Genomic DNA, 23979 nt, shown 5'->3' with positions numbered 1-23979 from the left:
TGAGATTGCGGTGGGAAGAGAGTCGGGGTCCCCGCGAAGTATCCGGAGGAGCGGAGCGGGGAGGAACCCCGTGGGGTGGCTACGATCGGGAGCATCATGAGCGATACCTCCGATTCCGCCAAGAAGCCCCGCCTGCGCGTCGCGCCGTCACCGACGGGTGACCCGCACGTCGGCACGGCATACGTCTCGATCTTCGATCTCGCGTTCGCGCGGCAGCAGGGTGGCAGCTTCATCCTGCGCATCGAGGACACCGACCGCGCGCGGTTCCAGGAGGACAGCGAGCAGCAGCTCTACGACACGCTGCATTGGCTCGGTCTCGGCTGGGATGAAGGCCCGGACAAGGGCGGCCCGTTCGCGCCATACAAGCAATCCGAGCGGCTGGACACCTATAAGCCGTATGTCGAGCAGCTCATCGCCGACGGACACGCCTACTACTGCTGGTGTTCCAGCGAGCGGCTGACCGAGATGCGTGAGGTGCAGCAGAAGACGAAGCAGCCGACCGGTTACGACCGCACCTGTCTGGGCAAGACCAAGGAGGAGCGGGCCAAGCTGCCCGGCTTCAACGAGACGCCGGTCGTGCGGATGCTCATCCCGGACGACGCGCCGCTGCAGTTCGACGACCTGATCATGGGCCAGACGAAGGCGCCACGACCGGATGACCAGGTGATCCTGAAGGCCGACGGCTTCCCGACCTACCACCTGGCGGTCGTCGTCGACGACCACCTGATGGAGATCACCCATGTGGTGCGCGGGCAGGAGTGGATCTCCTCGACGCCCAAGCACATCCTGCTCTACCAGTGGCTGGGCTGGGAGGCGCCGCAGTTCGCGCACATCCCGCTGCTGCGCGACGAGAAGCGGGCCAAGATCTCCAAGCGCAAGAGTCCGTGGGCCAAGCTCACGTGGTTCCAGGAGCAGGGTTACCTGCCCGAGGCGCTGGTGAACTTCCTTGCGCTGCAAGGGCATCCGCCGATCATCGAGGAGGATGGCGCGGAGCGGGAGACGTTCACCTTCGAGGAGTTCAGCAAGAATTTCGCGTGGCGCAAGATCAACCCGGCCGGTGCGGTTTTCAACCTCGACAAGCTGAATTGGCTGAACGGGCACTACCTGCGCGAGTTGTCCGAGCAGGACCTGGCGCAGCGGTTGCTGCCGTTCCTGCAGCGTGACGGCGCTCTGCCGCAGCCGGCGTCGCTGCCGCAGCTGGGTCGCCTGAACGCGTTGGTGCCGCTCATCCAGACCCGCATCAACCTGTTGTCGGAGGCGGCTGCGCTCGTCGCGCCGTTCTACGTGGCGGACGACGAGCTGGAGATCGCCGAGGACGCTCGCAAGCAGCTCAAGGACACGGCGCCGCAGGTGCTCGATGCGGCCATCGCCGCGTTGGAGCCGATCAGCGGCGCCATCGGCAACCCCGACGGCAGCGGACTCGAGTGGACCGCTGCGCGCCTCGAGGAGGCGCTGCGCACCGCGCTCGTCGACGGCCTGGGCATCAAGCCGCGGCTGGCGTTCGGGCCGATCCGGACGGCGATCTCCGGGCAGCGGATCTCACCGCCGCTCTTCGAGTCGATGGAGATCCTCGGCAAGGACTCGACACTGCGTCGCCTCGCAGCGCTGCGGGCGACTGTCTGAGCGCACTTGCGCGGGAATCACGGAAAGCGTTGCAAATGAAGACTGCTCACCTACCGGTGACAGCGGTTCTGCTCGATGTGGATGACACGCTGGTCGACACAACCGCCGCCATGAAGGCCGCCGGCGCGGTGGGTATGGCGGCAGTCTGGCCCGAGCAGCGCCCGCAGTGGCATGCGCGGGCAGCGGCACGTTTTCGAAGTGACCCGGGTGGCTTCTTCCGCCGGTATATCTCCGGTGAGCTCGAGTTCGAGACGATGCGGGCTCACCGCCTGGCAGAGGTCGGCGCCGCCTACGGCCTGGTTGTGCCGTCCGGTGCATTCGAGAGTTTCGAGGCTGCCTTCCGGCCCGAGTTCGTGGCCCGACAGCATCGTTTCGACGACGTGCTGCCGTTCCTGCGGGAGTGCGGGGCCGCGGGCCTGGCGGTCGGTGCGTTGACCAACTCCTCCGCGGCCGCGACCTTGCCCAAGCTGGAGGTAACCGGCCTGCGGGACGCCTTCGGTGCGCTCGTCACCCGGGACACGCTCGGCTTCGGCAAGCCCGATGCCAGGGTCTTCCGAGAGGCGTGCGATCGACTGGGCAGTGAGCCGACCGGCACGGCATACATCGGCGACGAGTGGGAGGCGGACGTGCTCGGTGCAAGGGGTGCCGGACTGCTCCCGATCTGGATCCAGCGGGGCGATGAAACACGACCCACGACACCGGACGAGGTGCCGTTCATCACCTCGCTCGCCCAGATCTCGCCGCTCACCGCAGGACTCGACATCCTCGATTTGGGCGGGACGCCTTTGACCGGGTAAGGTTTCGCCTCGGTTCACCTCATCGGATGGCGTACTGCCAACGGTGGAGTGATACCCCCTTGGGGTATGGTGTAATTGGCAGCACGACTGATTCTGGTTCAGTTAGTCTAGGTTCGAGTCCTTGTACCCCAGCTATCGGCGAAGTTTCGCCGATTCGGTGGAACGGCACCCTTGCCGGTAAAGTTCTGCCAGCCGCGGCCCCATCGTATAGCGGCCTAGTACGTCGCCCTCTCACGGCGGTAACGCGGGTTCGAATCCCGCTGGGGTCACGTATCACGAAGCGCCCGAGTCCCAACGGACTCGGGCGCTTTCGTCATATCAGCCCTGCATGGCGCGGCGCACGGCCTTCGTGACAGCTCGAACCGCGGATGCCGGGGTGGCGGAGGCTGCGCGCACCGACATACGCACCTGCGACGGCTGGGGGAGCTCTGTGCGCTCGACGAGTCCCTCGGGGGCTCGGCCGATGTGGGGGAGCAGGATGACGCCGAGGCCGGCGCGAGCGGCGGAATAGCCGCCGGACAGATTGGACACTTCGGCGACAAGTTCGTGATCGATCCCCGCTTCGAGCAGGGTGTCGAAGGTCGGCCGCCGCAGCATGCACGGCTGGTCGAACGCGATCACAGGTAGCGGCCCGTCTGCCGGTGCCCGGAAGTCCTGTGCGGCGAACCAACACAGCCGCAGGCGGCTGCGTTCGGCAGCGGTCGGACTCTCGAGCTCGGCGAGCACGATCAGATCAGCGACGCCGTCCTGGAGCGCTCGCTCGACGTGCGCGGTGCGATCGAGCCGGAAGCGGAAACTGGTGTCGGGGAGCGCTTGGCGCAGGGCGCTCGAGATCTCCGGTAGCAGCATCTCGGCGGCGTGTTCGGAGGCCCCGATGGTGAGGGTGCGCGAGTCCGGGCTCTCGAAGAGTCGCACGGCGTCGTCGTGTGCGGCCAGGATCTGTCGCGCGCTGCGGAGCAGCTGATCGCCGTCGGGGGTGAAGCGGGTCTGCCGCCCGCTGCGCTCGACCAATTGCCGGCCGGTCGCCTGCTCGAGCTTGCGAACGTGTTGGCTGACGGCAGATTGGGTCAGGTGCAAGGTCACGGCCGCGCGATGGAAGCCACCCGCGCCGGCGACCGCGACGAGTGAGCGCAGCGGCGTGATGTCGAGGGTTGCGGACATGCTGCAACCTTAACTGATTACCAAATACGATTGATAATGATCACTGATCATTGTTGGACAGGGCGTGCGTTGCAGGCCGACGATTAGTTCGTGAAACTTCCGCTGCGACTCTCACTCGTTGTCGTCTTCCTCTACGCCCTCGGTTACCCGATCGGCGCGCTCGCCGTGGAGGCGATGTCACCGGGCCTGGTGCTGATCATCCGCTTCACGGTCTCGGCGCCGATCTTGTTGCTGCTTGCCGCGCAGCGCGGAGTGCCGTGGCCGCGCGGGGCGCAATTGGGCCATGTGGTCGTCGTCGGGGTGCTCATCCAGGCCGTGCAGTTCATCGGGTGCTACGAAGCGCTCAGCCTGGGTATGTCTCCGGTGCTGGTCGCATTGATCATCTCGATGAATCCCGTTGTCACTGCTGCATTCGCGAAACCGATGCTGGGCGAACGGCTGAGCCGGCGGCGGGTGCTCGCGCTCATCCTCGCCGTGGCCGCCGTCCTCGTTGCGTTCGCCGGTCGGTTGGGATCGGCCGGGTCCCCCGGCGTGGGCGTCGTAGGCGTCTTGGTCGCGTTGATCGGACTGTCCCTCGGCGGTGTCTACCAGCAGCGCTACGTGCGTGGGGTCGATCCGATCATGGGCACCGGGATCGGGCTACTCGCGTCGGTGCCTGCGGCGGTGGTGTTCGCATTGACCCAGCCGCTGCACGTCGACCGCCCGACGCAGGCCGTCTGGTCGATGGTGGCGATGATCGTCTTCAGCTCGCTGCTCGGGATGAGTTTCTACCTCGCCGCGCTGCGTCGTGGCGGCGCCGGCCAGGTGGCGATGCTCTTCGCCGTCATACCGTCGGTGTCAGCTGTGCTCAGCTGGGTGCTGGTCGGTGACCGCCCGGACGCCGGTGTGCTGGGTGGTCTCGTGCTGGGCGCAGTTGCCTGCCTGCTCGGCCGGTCCGCGCCCGCGAGAACCGCGCGGCCGACAGTCCGGGCCTGCCCCGCTCCGAGGGAGTCCGTACGCCGAGCGATGATCGAGAGATGACCGCGCACGTCTGGTATGCCGCCTACGGATCCAACCTCTCGCCGCAGCGCTTCGACTGTTATGTCAGCGGCGGGCGGCCAGAGGGGGCGCGGCGAACCTATACCGGGTGTCGTGACACGTCGAGGCCCAGTGGTTGTCGGCCGATTCGCCTGCCTGGACTTGTCTTCTTCGGCGCGGAATCGACCGCCTGGGGTGGTGGCATGGCGTTCTACGACCCGGACGGTGAAGGCCCGTCGCTGGCCACCGCCTATCGCCTGACCGCCGAGCAGTTCGCCGACGTGTGGTTCCAGGAGCGCCGCCTGCCCGTCGGCGGCGCGCTGCCACTGCCCGAGGCGCTCGCAGCCGGAGAATGGGTTGGCGGAGGCGGCCTCTACGACCGGGTCCTGGTCGACGGCGCGATCGAGGAAGAACCCGTGCTGACCATCACCTTCCCGGCCACCCTGCAGGTCCAGCAGCAGCCACCGTCGCCGGCGTATGCCGCGACGATCGAACGCGGGTTGATCGCGACTCACGGACTGAGTCGTGCGGAGGCGGCGGCATACATCGCTGGACTCATCAGCGGCCGGACCTCATGTCGGTAGTCTCCTCGCGTGTGGAAATGGATTGTGCTGCTGCTTGTCGTGGTTGCCGTCGTGGCCTATCTGACGCGGGCGCGGCGAGGCGGTCGCGCCGAGGTGACCGCCGAACAGCTCGAGGAGTTGGACCTCCGGCTGTCCCATGAAGCGCGAGTTGCGATCGGCGCGGCTATCGCGAGAGGCAGGAAAGTTCTTGCGATCAAGCTCTACCGAGAAAACACCGGAGCGGACCTCGCGACGAGCAAGGCCGCTATCGACAAGTGGTACAAGGGGATTCACGGTTAGTGCCGCGTCCGGGTGAACCCGACGAGCGGCTGCCCTTAGTGGTCGGATGCCGCGCTGAGACCCTGCTGCGCGAGTCTGCGGAGTGTCAGGATCATCGGGTCGGTCAGGACGGTCCCCACCGCGACCTGGCGCAGCGCCTCGCCGGGGTCGTCCGGCACCGTCTCGAGGTCAATCCGGGCGAGTTGGTCGGCAACGTCGGCGTAACGGTCGAGCACCGCCGCTACAACTGCGTCGGGCCACGCGGCCCGGTCTGCGTGCAGTATTGGCGCAGCACTGAGGATCTCTACGGGTACGCGAACAACCGCAACCGTGAGCACCGGCCAGCGTGGCTGGACCTCTATCGCCGAGCCAACGAGCGCCGGGGCGGTGACGGCATCGGAATCTGGCACGAGACGTATGCCGTGCCCGCGGGCGGGCACGGCATACGGGAATGTCACTGACTGGGGCCCGGCCAAGGCGACCGGGTCGATCCCGCTCATCCGTCGAGGGCGCACCGCCCGCGAGCGGCTGGCGTTGTCGGCCGAGCCCCTCGCGGGCTGAGAGCGGTCAGGCGGACTCGCCGCGGCGCTGAGTGGCTGCGTGAGCGCGGGCCAGCACCTCGGTGAGTTTGTTCGCGCCGGCGACGACAGTGCCGGCGTGCATCCGGCCCGGCTGGCGAGAGACGCGCTCGATCGGCCCGGAGATCGAAACAGCAGCGATGACACGACCCGACGGGCCACGCACGGGTGCCGAGACGGACGCAACTCCCTGCTCGCGCTCGCTGACGCTCTGGGCCCAGCCGCGACGCCGGACGGCCGACAGCATGGTGGCGGTGAACTTGGCGCCGTGCAGGCCGCGGTGCAAGCGATCCGGCTCTTCCCACGCCATCAGGATCTGCGCTGCCGATCCGGCCTGCATGGTCAGGGTCGCTCCCACCGGGATCGAGTCACGCAGCCCCATCGGCCGGTCCGCTGCCGCGACGCAGATGCGCTGGTCGCCCTGCCGGCGGTAGAGCTGGGCGCTCTCGCCGCAGTGATCGCGCAGTGCTCCGAGCACGGGACCGGCGGCCGCCAGCAGCCGGTCCTCGCCGGCTGCGGAGGCGAGTTCGCTGAGCCTCGGGCCGAGGATGAAACGGCCCTGCATGTCGCGTGCGACCAGTCGGTGATGCTCGAGTGCGACAGCCAGGCGATGCGCCGTGGGGCGCGCGAGTCCGGTGTGTGCGACCAGTTGGGCGAGGGTTGACGGGCCGGCTTCCAGGGCAGAAAGCACCACGGCGGCCTTGTCCAGAACGCCGACACCGCTAGAGTTGTCCATGCACTGATACTGACGTCTCAGTCCGCGAGACGCAAGTCCTTGTGGCGAGTTTCACGGTCAGGCTCGGTCGATAACAGGTATTCCGGGGCGGATACGCGCCCGGGTCAGGCTCGACGAAGGAGGGTCGACGTGGGAAACACGTTGGCAGAGAAGGTTTGGGAACAACACGTCGTGCGCCAGGCCGACGGCGAGCCGGATCTGCTCTACATCGACCTGCACCTCGTGCACGAGGTGACCAGTCCGCAGGCGTTCGAGGGCCTTCGGCTGACGAACCGAAAGGTGCGCCGGCCCGACCTGACGGTGGCGACCGAGGATCACAACGTCCCCACGACACCCGGCCCGATCACGGACCCGGTGAGTCGCACCCAGGTTGAGACGTTGCGCACCAACTGCAAAGAGTTCGGCGTCAAGCTGTTCCCGATGGGTGACGCCGAGCAGGGCATCGTGCACATCATCGGTCCGCAGTTGGGCCTCACCCAGCCGGGTATGACGATCGTGTGTGGAGACAGCCATACGTCGACGCATGGCGCGTTCGGCGCGCTCTCGTTCGGCATCGGCACCAGCGAGGTGGAGCACGTGCTCGCCACCCAGACGCTGCCGCTCAACCCCTTCAAGACGATGGCGATCAACATCGAGGGCACGCTGCCTGAGGGCGTCACGTCCAAGGACATCATCCTGGCGGTCATCGCCAAGATCGGCACCGGCGGCGGCCAGGGTTACGTGCTCGAGTACCGCGGTTCAGCCGTGCGCGACATGTCGATGGAAGCCCGGATGACCATGTGTAACATGTCGATCGAGGCCGGAGCCCGCGCCGGAATGGTGGCGCCGGACGAGACCACGTTCGCCTACCTGAAGGGCCGCGATCACGCTCCGGCTGGTGCAGATTGGGACGCGGCGGTTCAGTCCTGGTTGGGTCTGGTCAGTGACGACGACGCTTCCTTCGACGCCGAGATCGACATCGACGCGAGTGCGCTGACGCCATTCGTCACGTGGGGCACCAACCCGGGACAGGGCCTGCCGCTGTCGGCCGAGGTGCCCGACCCGGAGAGCTTCTTGGGGGAGAACGAAAAGGCGGCAGCGCAGCGCGCCATCGAATACATGGGATTGACCCCAGGTATGCCGCTGCGCGAAATTGCAGTGGACACAGTGTTTCTCGGCTCGTGCACCAACGGTCGGATCGAGGATCTGCGTGCTGCCGCCGAGGTGATCAAGGGGCACAAGGTCGCTGACAACGTCCGAATGCTGGTGGTGCCGGGCTCGGCGAAGGTGCGCCTTCAGGCGGAGGGTGAGGGCCTCGACAAGGTCTTCTCCGAAGCAGGTGCCGAGTGGCGGCTGGCCGGCTGCTCGATGTGCTTGGGGATGAACCCCGACCAGCTGGCCGTGGGGGAGCGCAGCGCCTCCACCTCCAACCGCAACTTCGAAGGTCGGCAGGGCAAGGGCGGTCGGACGCATCTGGTCAGTCCGCTCGTCGCTGCCGCGACGGCGATCCGGGGGACGTTGTCGAGCCCGTCCGACCTGACCTCCGGCAACTGAGCTGACAACGAGGAGAAGCTCATGAGCGCCGACCGAGGCGAGCACACGAGTGAGGAACGAACGAGGCGCGGAGCCGAGGAAGAAGGAGCGACAGGAAGCATGGAGAAGTTCACCCAGCACACCGGCGTCGGAGTTCCGTTGCGGCGCAGCAACGTCGACACCGACCAGATCATCCCGGCCGTCTATCTGAAGCGTGTCAGCCGAACAGGTTTCGAGGACGGCTTGTTCGCCGCCTGGCGCAATGACGAGACGTTTGTGCTGAACAACCCTGATTTCAGACGAGGTTCGGTGCTCGTCGCCGGTCAGGACTTCGGCACCGGCTCGTCGCGTGAGCACGCAGTCTGGGCGTTGATGGACTTTGGCTTCCGCGTCGTGCTGTCCTCGCGCTTCGCCGATATCTTCCGCGGCAACGCCGGTAAGGCCGGACTCCTGGCAGCCCAATTGCGCCAGGAGGACATCGAATTGCTGTGGAAGCTGTTGGAGAACGAGCCGGGCACTCAGGTGACCGTCGACCTCGAGCAGCGGACTGTCACGGCGGGTGAACACGTCTTCGCTTTCGAGGTCGACGACTACATCCGCTGGCGGCTACTCGAGGGCCTGGACGACATCAGTCTGACCCTGCGACACGCGGATCAGATCACAAATTTCGAATCGGCTCGACCGAGCTGGAAACCGTCGATGCAGCCGGCCTGACCAAGGCCTGTTCACGCCACTTCGCGCGGGTGCCCCTTAGGGGCGCTCGCGCGAATTTCGTTGTCATTAAAAGAAATTGAGATATCGGCACGGTGTATGACGGCACAGCCCCACGGCATACAGCAGGGGTTCGCATGGCTTGTGCCCAGTGCCCCGGACCGCCCAAAGCTGTTGTGCCCTAGGCAAATAGAGCGGCGTTGCAGGTTGCCGACTTGACGTGGTGGGCATACCGTCTGTCTCAATCGAGCGTCAGCTTGAGGAACTGCAATAGGACGCCCGGTCGAACGCCGGCACCACCCAAAGGGGATACAACCCATGAACAAGGCAGAGCTCATCCAGAGCCTCGAAACCCGTCTCGGCAGTAAGAAGGCCGCCAGCGACGCTCTGGAGGCTGTGGTGGATTCCATCATCCGCGAGGTCGCCAAGGGCAACAAGGTCGGTATTACCGGCTTCGGCACCTTCGAGAAGATCTCCCGGGCGGCCCGCACCGGACGCAACCCGCGTACCGGTACGACCGTGCGTATCAAGAAGACCGCAGTGCCGAAGTTCAAGCCCGGCACCGCATTCAAGGCTGTCGTCGCGAACCCGCGCTCGTTGCCCAAGAGTGGCAACGCGGGCGGCCGGGCCTCGACCGGCGTCGCAGCGGCCGCACCGGCCACGAAGACGGCGGCGAAGAAGTCGACCGCCAAGAAGACCGCGGCCAAGAAGGCGACTGCGACGAAGAAGACGACCGCGAAGGCGACTCCGGCCAAGGCTGCAGCGAAGAAGACCACTGCCAAGAAGGCCACTCCGGCCAAGGCAGCCGCGAAGAAGACGACCGCGAAGGCGACTCCGGCCAAGGCGGCCGCGAAGAAGACCACTGCCAAGAAGGCCACGGCGAAGAAGGGCACCGCCAAGCGCGCTTCGCGTCGCTGAGGCAACACGAAACTCGCACGCTCCGACGGCCGTCTCGTGACTCACGAGGCGGCCGTCGGTCTGGTCTGGGCGGGTGCTTCGGTCAGCGGATTCGTTGACCCGGGCCGATGCCCTCGATCCACAGTCGGGTGACGCCCTCGCCGCCGACCTCGATGCTGACCCGCTGGCCCAACCGCAGGTGCCGCAGATGGGACTTGGCGAACGTCGCGTGATCGACGGTCAGTAACCGGCCGTTGTCGGTCAGGACCGTGCCGGAGCCGGTGTCGTTGTCGAAGGTGTGGATCGTTGCCTGCATGCCGGCCAGCCTACGGGTGGCCGGTTCGGCAATGCGCTTGGTGCGCGGTCAGCCGTCGGAGTCCAGGAGCCGTCGGGTCCAGGGTCCGACACCGAGCTGCCGAACCAGGCTGAGCGATGCGTCGTTGTCGACGTCGGTCCGTAGGCGGGGCAGGTCGAGGTCGAGGGTCGTCGCCGAACGCGCATGCCGCGCAGCCGAACCCGTGCCGAAGCGCGGGACCAGACGTGCGGCGTCGTGATGGGTCAACAGCACGGTGCCGCTGCCTTCGTGGTCGGGGACGACTGCTGCCTCCGCTGCGGCACAGGCCGCGAGCCCGCTGGCCAGCTCGGCGGCGGTCAACGCCGGCAGATCGCCGAGCAGGACAGCAGTTGGAGTGTGGGGTGCACCGGTGCTGACGGCTGAGATGCCCGCTGCGACAGCAGCGTTGAGACCGCGGCCGGGGTCATCCACCAGCACTGCGCCGGACCCGCGTAGCTGCAAGCGGATCTCGGGATCAGCGGTAACCACGAACACCTGGCGAGCCGGCACGACGTTCAGAACCGTGTCCAGAGTGTCCAGGGCGATGGCAAGAGCAAGGTCCCGCCGGTGCACACCTGCAGGCGGGCGCAGCCGAGACTTCCCCTCGCACTGTGTTTCACCGGAACGATCACGTGCCAGGTCGAGGTGACTGCTGAGTCCACGTGGATGATGTTCTCAGACCGACCGGGACACCTGTCGCGGCGGTTCACTTACGCCGCGACGGCGCGGTGGGGTTGGATACTGAGAACGGCAGGTATCGTCGCGCCGTATGCGCGGTGCCAGTGCCGCCGTGCGGACTGAGGTTAGGAGCCAGCACTCGTGTCGCGTCCCTCGATGACCGAGAACATCGAACCGATGTACTCCAAGGTGATCTCGACGCTCTATCCGGTGTTGCAGCGGATCACCTTCCGTGACTGGACAGGCATGGAACACATTCCGCGCGAAGGCGGATTCGTCGCCGCCTCCAACCACATCTCGAATATGGATCACTTCCCGCTGGCCCACTACCTGGTGGATGCCGGCCGAGCTCCGCACTACCTGGCCAAGGCTTCACTTTTCAAGCCACCGGTGATCCGGCAGATCCTTTACGGCACCGGCCAGATCCCGGTCTACCGAGGGACCTCCCGGGCTACCTCGGCGTTGTCAGCAGCGACCGAAGCCCTCGAGCGCGGCGCCTGCGTGTGCGTCTACCCGGAGGGCACGATCACTCGCGAACCCGACTTCTGGCCGATGGTCGGAAAGTCTGGGGCTGCGCGGCTGGCCTTGGAGAGCGGAGTCCCGCTGATCCCACTCGCCATCTGGGGCACCCAAGAGATGATGTGGCCCTACCGAGACAAACTGCCGAAGCTGTTGCCCCGCAAGCTGATCCACGTTGCGGCCGGACCGGCGATCGACTTGAGCGACCTGCGCGACGGGCCGGTCAACGCCCAGAAGCTGCGCACGGCGAGTGTGCGCCTGATGGACGAAATCACCCGGCTGCTGGAGGACATACGGCACGAGAAGGCACCTGACACACGATTCGACCCGCGCACACAACACGCGGCGCGCGGAGGTGACGGACCGTCGGGCAGCGTCGGCCCGTCGGAGACGAAGGGCGACCGATGACTCACGTAGCGGTACTCGGCGGAGGTAACTGGGGCACGGCATACGCAGCGATCATGGCGGACGCCGGATGCACGGTCCGGTTGTGGGCGCGCCGCCAGGAGGTGGCCGACGAGATCAACAGCACGCACCTCAACTCCGGCTATCTCGCCGACCGTGTGCTGCCCGAGACGATCACCGCCACCAGTTCGTATGCCGATGCACTGGACGGCGCCGAGATCGTCGTCCTCGCCGTTCCGTCACAGACGTTGCGCAGCAACCTCGCCGACTGGCGGGACCTGCTGCCCAAGGACGCGCCGATCGTGTCCCTGATGAAGGGCATCGAGCTCGGCACCGGTGAACGCATGAGCCAGGTCATCGCCGAGGCCGGCGGGGTCGAACAGGATCGCATCGTCGTCGTGTCGGGTCCCAACCTGGCACCGGAGATCGCGGCGCGTCAGCCGGCCGCGGCCGTCGTCGCGGCAGTGAGCGCGCGGGCGCGGGCCAAAGTGGCCGAGGCGAGCGCGACGGCATACTTCCGGCCCTACCTCGGCACCGATGTCGTCGGCACCGAGATCGCCGGAGCGACCAAGAACGTCATCGCGCTCGCAGTCGGTATGGCGTCCGGTATGGGTATGGGGGACAACACGATGGCCAGCCTGTTGACGCGGGGCCTGGCCGAAACCGCCCGGCTCGGAGCGGCATTGGGTGCCGACCCGCAGACCTTCCTCGGCCTCGCCGGTGTCGGTGACCTCGTCGCCACGTGTGCGTCGCCGCTGTCGCGCAACCGCACCTTCGGCTACCGACTCGGCTCGGGGATGTCACTCGAAGAAGTCATCGCGAGCACCAAGCAGACCGCCGAAGGCGTGAAGTCGTGTGAGTCGATCCTGCAGCTCGCTCGCGGTGTCGACGTCGACGTGCCGATCGTCGAGAACGTCGCAGCAGTTGTGCACGACGGTCGTGCACCACAGGACGTCACCGACGCCCTGATGTCACGCGCTCGCAAGCACGAGACGAGTTAGTGGGATCGCAGCGCCGCATCCAGGTCGCGCCACAGGTCTTCGACGTCCTCGACGCCAACGGACAGTCGTAGCAACTCTTCTGGGACGCTCTGCGGCTCTGCGGCGTGCCGGCGACGGCGCTCCAGGGAGGACTCGACACCGCCGAGACTCGTCGCGGGCAGCCACAACCGGACTGTTTGCTCGACCGCTTCGGCGGCGCTGCGACCGCCGACGAGTTCGATGCACACGATGGCTCCGAAACCGGGATAACGGACCTGTGCAACCGCCGGGTGGCCGGCGAGCCGCTCTGCCAGTCGCTCGGCGTTGGCGCACGAGCGCTCCAGTCGCAGGTGCAGGGTGCGCATGCCGCGCAGTGCCAGCCACGCCTCGTGCGGGCCGGGTATGGCGCCGTGCAGCGTTCGGTGCGAGTGCAGTCGGTCGTGCAGTGTGCCGGACGACGTCACGAGCGCGCCGAGCACGACGTCTGAGTGGCCAGCCAGGAACTTGGTCACCGAGTGCACGACGACGTCCGCGCCGAGCTGCAGTGGGCGAGCCAGCAACGGTGTGTTGAACGTGTTGTCGACGACGGAGACCACGCTGAGTTCGCGGGCGGCCGAGAGGATCGCCGGCAGGTCGGCGACTTCGAGCATCGGGTTGGTCGGCGACTCCAGCCAGACCAGGTCGGCGCCCTCCAGCGCAGCGATCACCGCGGCCGTGTCGGTCGGGTCGATCCGCCGGGGCACCACTCGCCCGGACTGCGCCAACTGGTCGACCAGCGAGCTGCTGCCGTTGTAGACGTGCTCCGGAAGCACGACCGTGCCGCCCTGCGGTGTCAGCTCCAGGCAGGCGCTGACCGCCGCCATACCGCTGCTGAACGTGAGTGCGGCGCCACCCTCCAAATCACCGAGGACTTGCTCCAACGCCTCCCAGGTGCGGTTGGTGAAGCGGCCGTATGCCGGGCCGTCGCCGGCGACGTAGGTGGAGCTGAGCTCGATGCCGGGGCCGGCCGGCGCTCCGGGTGTGCGGGCCGGACGTCCGAGTCCGACCAGTCGGGTGGCGGGGGCGTAGCTGGGCTCTTCAGGCATGGGCACACCCTGAAGTCTATTGCCGAACAAGCACAGCGAGCTCGGGCTGCGCTGGCATGGCGGCAGCTTGCTGACGCTCTTGCCGGCGCTGAACGAGCCTCTGGCACGCCGGGCCGTCGCGCAACGCAGCCGTCCACGCACCACGGGTTAGGCTCACGGGTGATGAGCACGAGCAACCCGGCCACAGAAGCCGACGAAACCAGCCGAAAGCCCGTCGTCGCAATCGTTTTCGGCGGCCGGTCCAGTGAGCATGCTGTGTCGTGCTCGACGGCCGCGAGCGTGCTGCGCGCGATCGACCGCGACCGTTTCGACGTCGTGCCGATCGGCATCGCACAAGACGGCCGATGGGTGCTCGTCGCCGACGACCCGGAGCCGTTGCAGCTCACGGCCGACCACACGCCGAGCGTGCAGGGTGACACGACCGCACTGCTGTCGGCCGACCCGGGTGCGCGAGAGGTGATGGTCTTCGCTCCGAACGAACCGCCCCGCAGGCTGACCACGGTCGACGTGGTGCTGCCGTTGCTGCACGGGCCGTTCGGCGAGGACGGCACCTTGCAGGGGCTGCTCGAGCTGGCCGACACCCGTTACGTCGGCTCCGGTGTCGCGGCTTCCGCGGTGATGATGGACAAGGCCCTGATGAAGGTCGTCTTCTCCGCTGCTGGACTGCCGGTCGGACCGCACGTGGTGATCGCCGACAAGGAATGGCGTCGCGACAAGGCCGCGTGCCTGGACAGCGCGGCCAGTCTTGGGATGCCGGTGTTCGTGAAGCCGGCGCGTGCCGGGTCGAGTGTTGGGGTCGTCAAGGTCGACCAGCCCGCCGACCTGGAGCAGGCGATCGAGACCGCGCGTGAATCGGACCCGAAGGTCCTGGTGGAGGCCGCGATCGCCGGCCGCGAGGTCGAGTGCGGTGTGCTCGAAGGGCACGGCTCCGATCCGGCGCGAGCGAGCAAGATAGGTGAGATCACCGTGACGGGGGACCGCCATACGTTCTATGACTTCGAGGCGAAATACCTCGACAGTGACGCACAGCTGACCTGCCCGGCCGACCTGCCGGGCGAAGTCGCCGAGGAGATCCGGCGGCTGTCGGTGAAGGCGTTCGAGGCTGCCGGCTGTGAGGGCCTGTCGCGCGTCGACTGGTTCTACGAGGCCGGAACAGGCCTGATGCTGAACGAGATCAACACCATGCCGGGCTTCACGCCGTCATCGATGTTCCCGCGCGTGTGGGCCGAGTCCGGGCTGGACTACCCGTCGCTGATCACCGAACTCATCGAGCTCGCCCTGGAGCGCCGCACCGGCCTTCGGTGATGGCGGTCAACTGCAGCGGTGCGTGCCCTGCGGGATCTGCTGCACCGCCTTGGTGAAGGCACCCAGCGGCGGCAGCTCGTTGTACTTCGTCGGCACGAGAACCTCGATCGCCGGGGAGCGGCCGTAGGTGATGTAGCTGCCGCCGTCGGAGAGCTTGCTGCCGACCCAGTCGATACCGTCCACCGAGACACAACCGCTGGCCGTCGGCCCGGGTGACTCAACGCCGCAACGCACGATGATCGCCGGGTCACCCCAGGCGTGCACGGTCGGCGATTTCGTGGTGACCTTGCGTGACTTCTGCCCGGAGACGGTGTTGGGCCAATGCTGAGCAGCCTTGGCACACAACGGATTTGAGGCCTGGTCGGCGGGGGAGGCCTTGACCGTGTTGTCGCCGCAGGCGGCGAGAGTGACCGTGAGCGCCAGCGCGCATGCGGCAGCCGGGAAGACGCTCCTCAAGGGTGAACGACGGTGCAGGTGAGCGTGCGCATGATGCCCGGGGCCTCCTGGATCTTCGCGACCACCAGCGAGCCCAGCTTGTCGAGAGTCTCGGCCTCGGCGCGGGCGATCACGTCATACGGCCCGGTGACGTCCTCAGAGGACAGCACACCGGGGATCTCGCGCACCGCGGCGGCGACAGCAGTCGCCTGGCCGAGGTCTGCCTGGATGAGGATGTAGGCCTGAACCATTGCGTAGTCTCCCGAGTGTCTTGCGAAGCCCCGCGGGACGGGGTGGCGGCACGACGGCCGTGCCCGCCGAAACGCTACCGTGCGTTGAGGCTTAGGCGGTGACGAAGGGTGAATTGAGCAGGTATGACGCACTCCGAGGACACGCGCACGTTGGCCGATGTCGACGAACAGGAACTCCTGGACACGGTGCTGCCGAGGTTCGCGACCAGCGACGACGTGCTCATCGGGCCCGGCGACGACACGGCCCTGCTGCAGGTGCGTTCGGGCGCGGTGCTCGCGACCACAGACACGATGGTGCTCGGCAGGGACTGGCTCGATGAGTGGTCCGACGGTGCGGATGTCGGGCACAAGCTCGTGGTCCAGAACGTCGCGGACATCGCGGCGATGGGTGGCCGGTGCACCGGTCTTCTCGTCACGCTGGTCGCCGATGAACGGACGCGACTGCAATGGGTTGCCGACTTCACAACGGGTGTCGCCGACGCGGCGCGGGATGCCGGGACGGTGGTGGTCGGTGGCGACCTCTCCTCGGCACCAGCCGGCACCAGGACGGTCAGCATCACCGCGTTCGGCGAGCTCGACGGAGTCACCGCCGTGCTGCGGTCCGGCGCACGGCCCGGTGACGTGTTGGCCGTCCACGGAACCTTGGGGCGAGCGGCGGCGGGGCTGCTTCTCCTGCAGAGTGGGACCCCGGACAGGGACACGGATCTCGTTCTGGCGCAACGTCGCCCGAGCACGGCATCCGAACAAGGCCCGGTCGCCGCTCGCGCCGGAGCCACCTCGATGCTCGACATCTCCGACGGTTTGCTGCGGGACGGCGGACGAATCGCCCGCGCGAGCGGGGTGCGGCTCGACGTCGACCCGGCGGCGCTCGCGGGCGACATACAGGCACTGACCGGCGCAGTCGGAGCGGCCGACGCCGAGGCGTGTGTGTTGGCCGGGGAGAGGAACACAGCCTGCTGGCCACCTTCCCGACTGGCGTGGTGCCGTCGGGTTGGCGGGTGATAGGCGCCGTTGCAGCCGGATCCGGCATCACCGTCGGCGGCAAGGAGCGCTCTCAGGTGGGGTGGGATCATTTCGGTTCGGCAAAGACCGACTGAAACGCTCAACACCGGACGTTGGAATCTGTTACCTGCGAGGTAATGTCTGCGCAGTCGCGCAACTTCGCTGCGTCCCATCGAGTCGTTCGGTGGCCACACAGAAAGCCGCAGGTAACTCATGCACATGGATTCGTCCACGTTGAGACTCGATGCGGGGCCGGTCGACTACATCCTCATCGCGCTCTACTTCGTCTTCGTCATCGGAATCGGCCTCGTTGCGCGCCGCCAGGTGTCCAGCAGCGTCGACTTCTTCCTCTCCGGTCGATCGCTTCCGGCGTGGATCACGGGTCTGGCGTTCATCTCCGCGAACCTCGGCGCCACCGAGATCATGGGTATGTCGGCCAGTGGTGCACAGATCGGCATGGCGACCTTCCACTACTACTGGATCGGCGCGATCCCGGCGATGCTCTTCCTCGCTGTGGTGATGATGCCGTTCTACTACGGCTCCGGTGTGCGCAGCGTGCCGGAATTCATGCGACGGCGCTTCGGGCCGGAGGCCCACCTCGTCAACGCGATCAGCTTCGCGGTGGCCCAGGTGCTGATCGCCGGCATCAACCTCTACCTGCTGGCGACCATCGTCAACACGCTCTTCGGCTGGAACATCTGGATCTCCACGATCATCGCGGCGATCATCGTTCTCTCGTACATCACGCTCGGTGGACTGTCCGCAGCGATCTACAACGAGGTGCTGCAGTTCTTCGTGATCGTCGCGGCGTTGCTGCCGCTGACGCTGATCGCGATGCACAAGATCGGCGGCTGGGGTGGCCTGAAGGACAAGTTGCACGCCCAGAACTTCGCCCACGATCCGATGCAGTCCTGGCCCGGTCAAGGGCTGACCGGCTTCGGTAGCGCGACGTTGTCGGTGATCGGCATCGTCTTCGGTCTGGGCTTCGTGCTGTCCTTCGGTTACTGGACCACGAACTTCGTCGAGGTCCAGCGCGCGATGGTCAGCAAGGACATGAACTCGGCGCGGCGGGCGCCGATCATCGGCACCTTCCCGAAGATGTTCATCCCGTTCATCATCATCATTCCGGGTATGGCGGCAGCTGGTCTGGGCGCGTTCTCCGGATCGGGCAAGCACGACTACAACAACGCGTTGCTCTTCCTGATGCGTGACCTGCTACCCAACGGTCTGCTCGGCGTCGCGATCGCGGGCATGCTCGCCGCGTTCATGGCCGGTATGGCGGCCAACATCTCGGCGTTCAACACCGTCATGTCCTATGACATCTGGCAGACGTATGTCGTCAAGGACCGCGACGACAAGTACTACCTGGACTTCGGGCGCATCGCGACCGTCGCGGCGACCGTGATCGCCATCGGTACGTCAGCGTTCGCCAGTCAGTACAACAACGTCATGGGCTATCTGCAGACGCTCTTCGGCTTCTTCAACGCACCGTTGTTCGCGACCTTCATCCTCGGCATGTTCTGGAAGAAGATGAGTCCGGCCGCCGGCTGGACGGGTCTGGTCGCAGGAACGCTCGGAGCAGTGGTGGTCGGCGTCGCGTCCCAGGACGCGCTCGGCGGGCTGTCCCAGGGCTGGATCGGATTGTCGGGACAGGGCGCGAGCTTCGTCTGTGCCGGCGCCGCGTTCGTGGTCGACATACTCGTGAGTGTGATCGTCACCGGATTCACCGCCCCGAAACCGGAGTCGGAGTTGCGCGGCCTGGTCAAGTCGCTGACACCCAAGGAGGACCACGCCGAGGCAGCCGTCGCCCACTGGTGGTTGTCGCCGGTGAAGCTGGCGAGTGTCTCACTCGTGATGGTCATTGCCCTCAACGTGATCTTCCACTGACCGGTCCCATCGAAAGGAGCTGAAAATCATGACTGCTGAAACAACAACTCCGCGCAAGCACAGCGCCGGCTTGTTCGACGTACGCAACATCATTGCCGCCTTGATGGGCATCTACGGCGTGGTGCTGTTCATCATGGGCCTGGTCAACTTCACCGAGGAGGACAAGCGCAGGGCCGACGACATCAACCTCAACCTCTGGTGTGGCCTGGGCATGTTCATCTTCGCCGTCTGTATGGCGCTGTGGTGCTACCTGCGGCCGATCGTGGTCGACGAGGTCGAACTCGAGCGCGACAAGGCTGCCGCCGAGATGTCGAACCCGAACCGACCGAAGGACGACTGACCCGCCCGACCTGCGCCGACAGGTTCCGGCCTCTCGCTGACCGAGAGGAGTACCGGCAGACCGAGGGGAGTACGGATTCCACTGGAATCCGTACTCCTCTCGGTCGTTCGCTGCTCCTCTCGGTCAGGGGCAGGCGCGGCATACGAAAACGGGCCGTCCCAATGGGACGGCCCGCTTTTGACGTAAGACGCTGACTAGCGCTTGACTTTGCCGGCCTTGAGGCAGGAAGTGCAAACGTTGAGACGCTTCGGGGTCACACCGGCCTCGCCCACGAGCGCCTTGACGCGCTGGATGTTGGGGTTCCAACGACGCTTGGTGCGGCGGTGCGAGTGCGAGATGTTGTGACCGAAGCCTGGTCCCTTGCCGCAGACGTCGCAGGTGGCAGCCACGGTGAATCTCCTTGGATAATGGTTGAAAAACGATCCGGCCCGTAGGCATGCCACGAAAGGCAGGTCGCAAACGGGAACCGCACAAGAGTAGCCGAGGCAGTGCCCGGTCTCCAAAACGGGTCACCCGCCTATGACTAGGCTCGGGGAACCCAGTCCCTCAACCGGAAAGGTCCCCAGCGTCTCATGCCGCTCGCCCACCTCGATCTGGCAGCGCTGCGCCGATGGGTCATCACGGCACGTGCCGACCTGGCGGCATACGCGGATGCCCTGAACGACCTGAACGTCTTCCCGGTGCCCGACGGTGACACCGGCAGCAACCTGCTGATGACGATGAGCGATGCGGTCGACGAGCTGGACCGGCGGGCGCCGGAAACCATCGTCATCGCGACCGCTGCGATGGCCGCGGCGACATTGACGGCAGCGCGCGGCAACTCGGGCGTCATTCTGAGCCAGCTGTCGCGCGGCGTGAGTGAAGTCGTCGAGGCGGCCGGGGGCCAGCAGATCGGCGGGCACCAGCTGGCGCTGGCGCTCACGCGCGCCGCACAGTTGGCCCACGACGGAGTGTCTGCGCCTGTGCCGGGCACGATCCTGACGGTTGCGGAGGCTGCCGGTTCGGCGGCGACCGATGCCGACTCGGTCACCGCCGACCTTGTTGGAGTCGTGGATGCTGCCGTGAAAGGCGCCGGCGACGCGCTGCTGCGGACCCGGATCGACAATCCGGTCCTGTGCCGTGCGGGCGTCGTGGACGCGGGCGGCGCCGGCTACCTGCTGGTGCTGGAGGCGCTGCAACGCGTGATCCACGGTGACGGCGGGCTGGCCACGACCGGGGAGAACAGCCGGACTGGCTGCGGATCAGCAAGGACAGCGCAGGTTCGGTGGATCTGCCGGCTGACTGCGGTGATCACGCACCGCTTGACGGCCCGTCATACGAGGTGATGTTCCTGCTGGACGACACCACGAGTGATGCTGTCGGCGTGCTGAAGTCGACGCTGCACGATCTCGGCGACTCGCTCGTCGTGGCCGGCGGGCCGGATCGCTACTCCGTGCATGTGCACGTCGATGACGTGGCGGCAGCGGTCAACGCAGCAGTCGGCTCGGGGCATGCGCACCGATTCCGGATCACTCGGTTCGCTGATCAACGGTCCATGGAGCCACCCGAATTCGCCGTCCTGGCGCTTGCGAACGGCCAGGGCGTGGCGCATCAGCTGCAACGCGCCGGCATCACCACCGTGACCGACTGGAGGGACGAGGCAGCACTGTGTGCGCGGCTCGGTCGGTCCGGCACGTTGTTCCTGTGTGCCGCACCGGATGCGTATGACGCCGCGCGGGCGCTCGGCCCCGATCACCACGTCGTCGTGGTCGGCCGCGATTCGGCACAGGCGATCGCGGCCGCTGCGGTGCTGGACCCCGCCGCCGGATTCGATCAACTCTGCGCGACCGCGCGTGAGGCAGCAGGCGACGTCGCCAGCAGCAGGGTTGTCGGTGACCCGGGGGATGATGCACTCATGGGCCAGATTCGAGACTTGATCGGGGTCGGCGGCGATGCCGAGCTGGTGACGTTGGTGACCGGTGAAGGCCTCGCTGCCGCGCGGATCGATGGGTTGCTGAGTGCCGTTCGCCACGAGCGGCCTTCGCTGGAGGTGACGCACGTCGCCGGTGGTGTCGGCGAGCCGCTGCTCACCATCGGGGTCGAGTAGGTGGCGATCACCCGCAGCAGCTCGTTGAAGCCGGTCGTCGGCAAGGCCGCCACGAAGCTGGAGAAGGCCCGCGGGCTGCGGACCGTCGGCGACCTGCTCGACTTCCTTCCGCGCCGCTACCTCGATGCCAGCAAGAGCGGCCGGCTCTCCGACTTCCAGCCGGGTCACGATGCCGTGCTCGTGGCGACGATCGTGTCTGCGCAGACCCGCCCGATGCGCGGCCGTAAGGGCAAAATGCTGACCGCAGTGCTGCAGGACGAGGACGGACAGCAGGCGTCCCTGGTGTTCTTCAGCGCCTGGGGCCACGAGGAGCGGCTGGTGTCCGGCGCGCACGGGGTCTTCCGGGGCAAGATGCAGACCTACGGCCACACCCTGCAACTGGCGCATCCCGAATACACGCTCTTCTCGGGTGGGGAGACCGACCCGGTCTATCGCGGCGGACTGATCCCGCTCTATCCCGCGGTCAAGGGCGTCACGGACATGCAGTTGACCCAGACGATGCGGCTGGTGCTGGATCAGGTCGACTTGGACGACCCTGTGCCGCAAGAAGTTCGGCGCGAGCGCAAGCTGCTGGACCTGCAGACGGCATACCAACACGTGCACCTGCCGGTGCAGGACGCCGACTGGGGGCGCGGCAAGCGCCGGCTGCGGTATGACGAAGCGCTGGTCGTGCAGACCGTGCTCGCCCAGCGGCGGGCGCAGGCTCGCCAGGAAGAGGCCACCCCTCGAAACGCCGTCTCCGGTGGACTGTTGGAGGCATTCGACGCCCGACTGCCTTTCGAGCTGACCGCAGGCCAGCAGGAGGTCGGGGCACAGATCGCCCACGACATGGCACGGGGGCACCCGATGCACCGCCTCTTGCAGGGCGAGGTCGGCTCCGGCAAGACGATCGTCGCGCTGCGGGCGATGCTGGCGGCGATCGATGCGGGTGGCCAGGCGGCGCTGCTCGCACCGACGGAGGTCCTTGCTCAGCAGCACGAGCGGTCCATCAGTGCCATGCTCGGCGAGCTCGCCCAGGCAGGCATGCTCGGCGGTGCCGACAATGCCACCAGGGTCGCGCTGCTGACCGGGTCCATGTCCAAATCGCAGCGGGAAAGGGTTCTGCTCGACATCGCGACCGGTCCGGTCGGCATCGTGATCGGCACGCACGCGCTCATCCAGGAGCACGTGATGTTCGCCGACCTCGGCTTGGTGGTCGTCGACGAGCAGCACCGATTCGGCGTCGAACAGCGGGATGCGTTGCGTGCCAAGGGCGTTCGGCCGCCGCATGTTCTAGTGATGACGGCGACGCCGATCCCGCGGACCGTGGCGATGACGGTCTTCGGCGACATGGACACCTCGGTGCTGCGAGAGCTGCCGCGCGGGCGGCAACCGATCGCCAGCCACGTCGTGCCCGGCAACCGGGAGTCCTGGATGACCCGGACGTGGCAGCGGGTGGCCGAGGAAGTGCGCTCCGGTCATCAGGCCTATGTCGTGTGCCCACGCATCGGCGACCCGATGGATGCATCGTTGGAGGTCGCGTTCGAGGGTGAGCCGCCCGCGGATTTTGAGGCCTACGACGAGGGCGAGGAGCCGGCAGCGCAGCGTGAGCTGACCGGTGTCCACCAGCAGCTCGAGCGGCTACGAAGCGAGCAGTCGCTGCACGGCTTGCGGATCGAGATGCTGCACGGCCGGATGTCCGCGGAGGACAAGGATGCCGTCATGAAGTCGTTCGGCGCGGGAGACATAGACGTGCTGGTCTCGACCACCGTGATCGAGGTCGGTGTTGACGTGCCCAACGCCACCGTGATGGTCGTGATGGACGCCGACCGCTTCGGTATCTCGCAGTTGCACCAGCTGCGCGGCCGTGTCGGGCGTGGCGGAGCAGCCGGCCTTTGCCTGCTGGTGACCGAGACCGAGAACCCGGAGACTGTCGAGCGACTGGAGGCGGTGGCTGCCACAGCCGATGGTTTTCGGCTCGCCGATCTCGACCTGTCGTTGCGTCGCGAGGGTGATGTGCTCGGTGCCGCGCAGAGCGGCACCCGCAGCGGGCTGCGGCTGCTGCGGCTCAGCCATCCCTCGGACGTCGAGCTCATCGACTTCGCCCGCGAGGACGCCACGGCCATCATCGACGCCGATCCGGAGCTGGCCGATCATCCGCGACTGGCGCAGCTGGTCGCCGACCGGCTCAGCGACGAACAAGCGGCCTTCCTGGAGCGCGGGTGACACGCATCATCTCCGGGCTGGCCGGCGGCCGGCGGCTCGTAACCCCACCGGGTTCCGGCACCCGGCCCACGTCGGACCGGGTCCGCGAGGCAGTTTTCGGGCGGTTGGAACACCTCGACGCGATCACCGGCAGCCATGTCGTCGACCTCTACGCCGGCTCCGGTGCCCTCGGGCTGGAGGCCGTGTCGCGTGGGGCCGTCTCGGCGCTACTGGTCGAGTCGGATCGCAAGGCAGCAGCGACGATCGACAAGAACGTGCGGCACCTCGGTCTCGCCGGTGTGCAGGTGCGCGCCGGCACGGTCGAGGCCGTGGTGAGTGCCCCGCTGTCGCCGCTCGCGGATCTGGTGTTTCTCGACCCGCCATACGCAGTGGGGGACGAGGCGCTGGCGGGCGTGCTCGCGGGTTTGGTCGAGCACGGCTCATTGGCGGTCGATGCGCTCCTGGTCGTGGAGCGCTCGAGCAGGTCCGCCGAGCCGATGTGGCCGGCCGGCGTCGAGTTGATCGGTCCACGTCGCTACGGCGAGACCACCTGCTGGTTCGCGGAGTACGTCCCGGAGGGCGACACCGCGTAGGACGACCGCCGCTGGCCTACA

27 protein-coding genes and 2 tRNA genes are annotated in these 23979 nt (G+C 67.0%); 21 read left to right on the top strand and 8 right to left on the bottom strand.

The window, feature by feature from the left end; all coding sequences use genetic code 11:
• Positions 1–96 precede the first annotated feature (96 nt).
• The 4 genes from gltX (at position 97) to ACFQDH_RS21695 (ending at position 2689) form a co-directional block, all read left to right on the top strand.
• Positions 97–1623: a glutamate--tRNA ligase gene (gene gltX / locus ACFQDH_RS21710; RefSeq protein ID WP_382404442.1), complete on the top strand. Its 1527-nt coding sequence runs from the start codon at positions 97–99 to the stop codon at positions 1621–1623.
• A gap of 35 nt (positions 1624–1658) precedes the next feature.
• Positions 1659–2420, top strand: coding sequence for an HAD family hydrolase (locus ACFQDH_RS21705; RefSeq protein ID WP_382404441.1), 762 nt, complete (start codon positions 1659–1661; stop codon positions 2418–2420).
• Positions 2421–2480: 60 nt separating this feature from the next.
• Positions 2481–2552 (top strand) — tRNA-Gln (locus tag ACFQDH_RS21700).
• A gap of 64 nt (positions 2553–2616) precedes the next feature.
• Positions 2617–2689 (top strand) — tRNA-Glu (locus ACFQDH_RS21695).
• Positions 2690–2738: 49 nt separating this feature from the next.
• Here ACFQDH_RS21695 and ACFQDH_RS21690 read toward each other — a convergent pair.
• On the bottom strand, positions 2739–3581 hold the full coding sequence (locus tag ACFQDH_RS21690) for a LysR substrate-binding domain-containing protein (protein WP_382404440.1): 843 nt from the start codon (positions 3579–3581) through the stop codon (positions 2739–2741).
• Positions 3582–3671: 90 nt separating this feature from the next.
• On the opposite strand from ACFQDH_RS21690, the gene ACFQDH_RS21685 reads away from it, so the two are divergent.
• From ACFQDH_RS21685 to ACFQDH_RS21670, 4 genes are read left to right on the top strand one after another with little or no spacing between them, the layout of a single operon-like run.
• Positions 3672–4601 (top strand): DMT family transporter, encoded by a 930-nt coding sequence (locus ACFQDH_RS21685; protein ID WP_382404439.1) that lies wholly within the window; start codon positions 3672–3674, stop codon positions 4599–4601.
• Positions 4598–5182: a histone deacetylase gene (locus tag ACFQDH_RS21680; protein ID WP_382404438.1), complete on the top strand. Its 585-nt coding sequence runs from the start codon at positions 4598–4600 to the stop codon at positions 5180–5182. The genes ACFQDH_RS21685 and ACFQDH_RS21680 overlap by 4 nt, the downstream gene beginning before the upstream one ends.
• Before the next feature lie 9 nt (positions 5183–5191).
• Positions 5192–5461, top strand: coding sequence for a hypothetical protein (locus ACFQDH_RS21675; RefSeq protein ID WP_382404437.1), 270 nt, complete (start codon positions 5192–5194; stop codon positions 5459–5461).
• A complete protein-coding gene (locus ACFQDH_RS21670; RefSeq protein ID WP_382404436.1) occupies positions 5437–5901 on the top strand; it encodes a monooxygenase family protein in 465 nt (154 codons plus the stop codon). Before ACFQDH_RS21675 ends, ACFQDH_RS21670 begins: the two co-directional genes overlap by 25 nt.
• A 106-nt stretch (positions 5902–6007) precedes the next feature.
• Here the strand turns inward: ACFQDH_RS21670 and ACFQDH_RS21665 are convergent, their stop codons facing one another.
• Complete coding sequence (locus ACFQDH_RS21665) at positions 6008–6754, bottom strand: IclR family transcriptional regulator (RefSeq protein WP_382404435.1); 747 nt, start codon at positions 6752–6754, stop codon at positions 6008–6010.
• Positions 6755–6883: 129 nt separating this feature from the next.
• Here ACFQDH_RS21665 and leuC point away from each other — a divergent pair, with 129 nt between their 5' ends.
• The 3 genes from leuC to ACFQDH_RS21650 all read left to right on the top strand — a co-directional run bounded on the left by leuC (position 6884) and on the right by ACFQDH_RS21650 (position 9895).
• Complete coding sequence (gene leuC / locus ACFQDH_RS21660) at positions 6884–8287, top strand: 3-isopropylmalate dehydratase large subunit (RefSeq protein WP_382404434.1); 1404 nt, start codon at positions 6884–6886, stop codon at positions 8285–8287.
• Between the two features lie 99 nt (positions 8288–8386).
• Positions 8387–8980 carry a 3-isopropylmalate dehydratase small subunit gene (gene leuD, locus ACFQDH_RS21655; protein ID WP_382404929.1) on the top strand — a complete coding sequence of 198 codons (594 nt, stop codon included), beginning with the start codon at positions 8387–8389 and terminating at the stop codon, positions 8978–8980.
• Positions 8981–9295: 315 nt separating this feature from the next.
• A complete protein-coding gene (locus ACFQDH_RS21650) occupies positions 9296–9895 on the top strand; it encodes an HU family DNA-binding protein (RefSeq protein WP_382404433.1) in 600 nt (199 codons plus the stop codon).
• A gap of 82 nt (positions 9896–9977) precedes the next feature.
• Here the strand turns inward: ACFQDH_RS21650 and ACFQDH_RS21645 are convergent, their stop codons facing one another.
• Together ACFQDH_RS21645 and cofC are read right to left on the bottom strand one after the other, a co-directional pair.
• Positions 9978–10190: a hypothetical protein gene (locus ACFQDH_RS21645; protein ID WP_382404432.1), complete on the bottom strand. Its 213-nt coding sequence runs from the start codon at positions 10188–10190 to the stop codon at positions 9978–9980.
• 48 nt (positions 10191–10238) lie between these two features.
• Complete coding sequence (cofC, locus tag ACFQDH_RS21640) at positions 10239–10799, bottom strand: 2-phospho-L-lactate guanylyltransferase (protein WP_382404928.1); 561 nt, start codon at positions 10797–10799, stop codon at positions 10239–10241.
• A 243-nt stretch (positions 10800–11042) separates the two neighbouring features.
• Between cofC and ACFQDH_RS21635 the strand changes: the two genes are divergently transcribed.
• Together ACFQDH_RS21635 and ACFQDH_RS21630 are read left to right on the top strand one after the other, a co-directional pair.
• Entirely contained in the window at positions 11043–11813 is a 771-nt protein-coding gene (locus ACFQDH_RS21635; protein ID WP_382404431.1) for a lysophospholipid acyltransferase family protein, read from the top strand.
• Complete coding sequence (locus ACFQDH_RS21630; protein WP_382404430.1) at positions 11810–12811, top strand: NAD(P)H-dependent glycerol-3-phosphate dehydrogenase; 1002 nt, start codon at positions 11810–11812, stop codon at positions 12809–12811. The genes ACFQDH_RS21635 and ACFQDH_RS21630 overlap by 4 nt, the downstream gene beginning before the upstream one ends.
• Here the strand turns inward: ACFQDH_RS21630 and ACFQDH_RS21625 are convergent.
• Positions 12808–13875 carry a trans-sulfuration enzyme family protein gene (locus ACFQDH_RS21625; protein WP_382404429.1) on the bottom strand — a complete coding sequence of 356 codons (1068 nt, stop codon included), beginning with the start codon at positions 13873–13875 and terminating at the stop codon, positions 12808–12810. The genes ACFQDH_RS21630 and ACFQDH_RS21625 overlap by 4 nt on opposite strands.
• A 162-nt stretch (positions 13876–14037) precedes the next feature.
• Here ACFQDH_RS21625 and ACFQDH_RS21620 point away from each other — a divergent pair, with 162 nt between their 5' ends.
• A complete protein-coding gene (locus tag ACFQDH_RS21620; protein WP_382404428.1) occupies positions 14038–15180 on the top strand; it encodes a D-alanine--D-alanine ligase family protein in 1143 nt (380 codons plus the stop codon).
• Positions 15181–15186: 6 nt separating this feature from the next.
• On the opposite strand, the gene ACFQDH_RS21615 is transcribed toward ACFQDH_RS21620, so the two are convergent.
• Positions 15187–15636, bottom strand: a complete 450-nt coding sequence (locus ACFQDH_RS21615) for a DUF3515 family protein (protein ID WP_382404427.1) — start codon at positions 15634–15636, stop codon at positions 15187–15189.
• Positions 15633–15866, bottom strand: a complete 234-nt coding sequence (locus tag ACFQDH_RS21610) for an Lrp/AsnC family transcriptional regulator (protein WP_188838156.1) — start codon at positions 15864–15866, stop codon at positions 15633–15635. The genes ACFQDH_RS21615 and ACFQDH_RS21610 overlap by 4 nt, the downstream gene beginning before the upstream one ends.
• Positions 15867–15989: 123 nt before the next feature.
• Between ACFQDH_RS21610 and thiL the strand changes: the two genes are divergently transcribed.
• The 3 genes from thiL (at position 15990) to ACFQDH_RS21595 (ending at position 19095) form a co-directional block, all read left to right on the top strand.
• A complete protein-coding gene (gene thiL, locus ACFQDH_RS21605; RefSeq protein ID WP_382404426.1) occupies positions 15990–16868 on the top strand; it encodes a thiamine-phosphate kinase in 879 nt (292 codons plus the stop codon).
• Between the two features lie 219 nt (positions 16869–17087).
• The gene (locus ACFQDH_RS21600; RefSeq protein ID WP_382404425.1) at positions 17088–18755 is read left to right on the top strand and encodes a sodium:solute symporter family protein; all 1668 of its coding nucleotides are present in this window, start codon (positions 17088–17090) and stop codon (positions 18753–18755) included.
• A 28-nt stretch (positions 18756–18783) separates the two neighbouring features.
• On the top strand, positions 18784–19095 hold the full coding sequence (locus ACFQDH_RS21595) for a hypothetical protein (protein ID WP_382404424.1): 312 nt from the start codon (positions 18784–18786) through the stop codon (positions 19093–19095).
• A gap of 194 nt (positions 19096–19289) precedes the next feature.
• Here ACFQDH_RS21595 and rpmB read toward each other — a convergent pair whose 3' ends face one another.
• Positions 19290–19484 (bottom strand): 50S ribosomal protein L28, encoded by a 195-nt coding sequence (gene rpmB, locus ACFQDH_RS21590; RefSeq protein ID WP_166118878.1) that lies wholly within the window; start codon positions 19482–19484, stop codon positions 19290–19292.
• A 183-nt stretch (positions 19485–19667) separates the two neighbouring features.
• Between rpmB and ACFQDH_RS21585 the strand changes: the two genes are divergently transcribed.
• Genes ACFQDH_RS21585 through rsmD form a run of 4 tightly spaced genes read left to right on the top strand, consistent with a single transcriptional unit; the run spans position 19668 to position 23958 of the window.
• Positions 19668–20420: a DAK2 domain-containing protein gene (locus ACFQDH_RS21585; RefSeq protein WP_382404423.1), complete on the top strand. Its 753-nt coding sequence runs from the start codon at positions 19668–19670 to the stop codon at positions 20418–20420.
• Entirely contained in the window at positions 20360–21181 is an 822-nt protein-coding gene (locus ACFQDH_RS21580) for a DAK2 domain-containing protein (protein ID WP_382404422.1), read from the top strand. The genes ACFQDH_RS21585 and ACFQDH_RS21580 overlap by 61 nt, the downstream gene beginning before the upstream one ends.
• The gene (locus tag ACFQDH_RS21575; protein ID WP_382404421.1) at positions 21182–23386 is read left to right on the top strand and encodes an ATP-dependent DNA helicase RecG; all 2205 of its coding nucleotides are present in this window, start codon (positions 21182–21184) and stop codon (positions 23384–23386) included.
• Complete coding sequence (gene rsmD, locus ACFQDH_RS21570; protein WP_382404420.1) at positions 23383–23958, top strand: 16S rRNA (guanine(966)-N(2))-methyltransferase RsmD; 576 nt, start codon at positions 23383–23385, stop codon at positions 23956–23958. The genes ACFQDH_RS21575 and rsmD overlap by 4 nt, the downstream gene beginning before the upstream one ends.
• Positions 23959–23979: the final 21 nt, after the last annotated feature.

The sequence above is a fragment of the Flexivirga alba genome, assembly GCF_042661025.1.
Taxonomy (GTDB): domain Bacteria; phylum Actinomycetota; class Actinomycetes; order Actinomycetales; family Dermatophilaceae; genus Flexivirga; species Flexivirga alba.
Note: the sequence above shows the minus strand (reverse complement) of the source record. Positions and strands in the feature narration are given on the sequence as shown.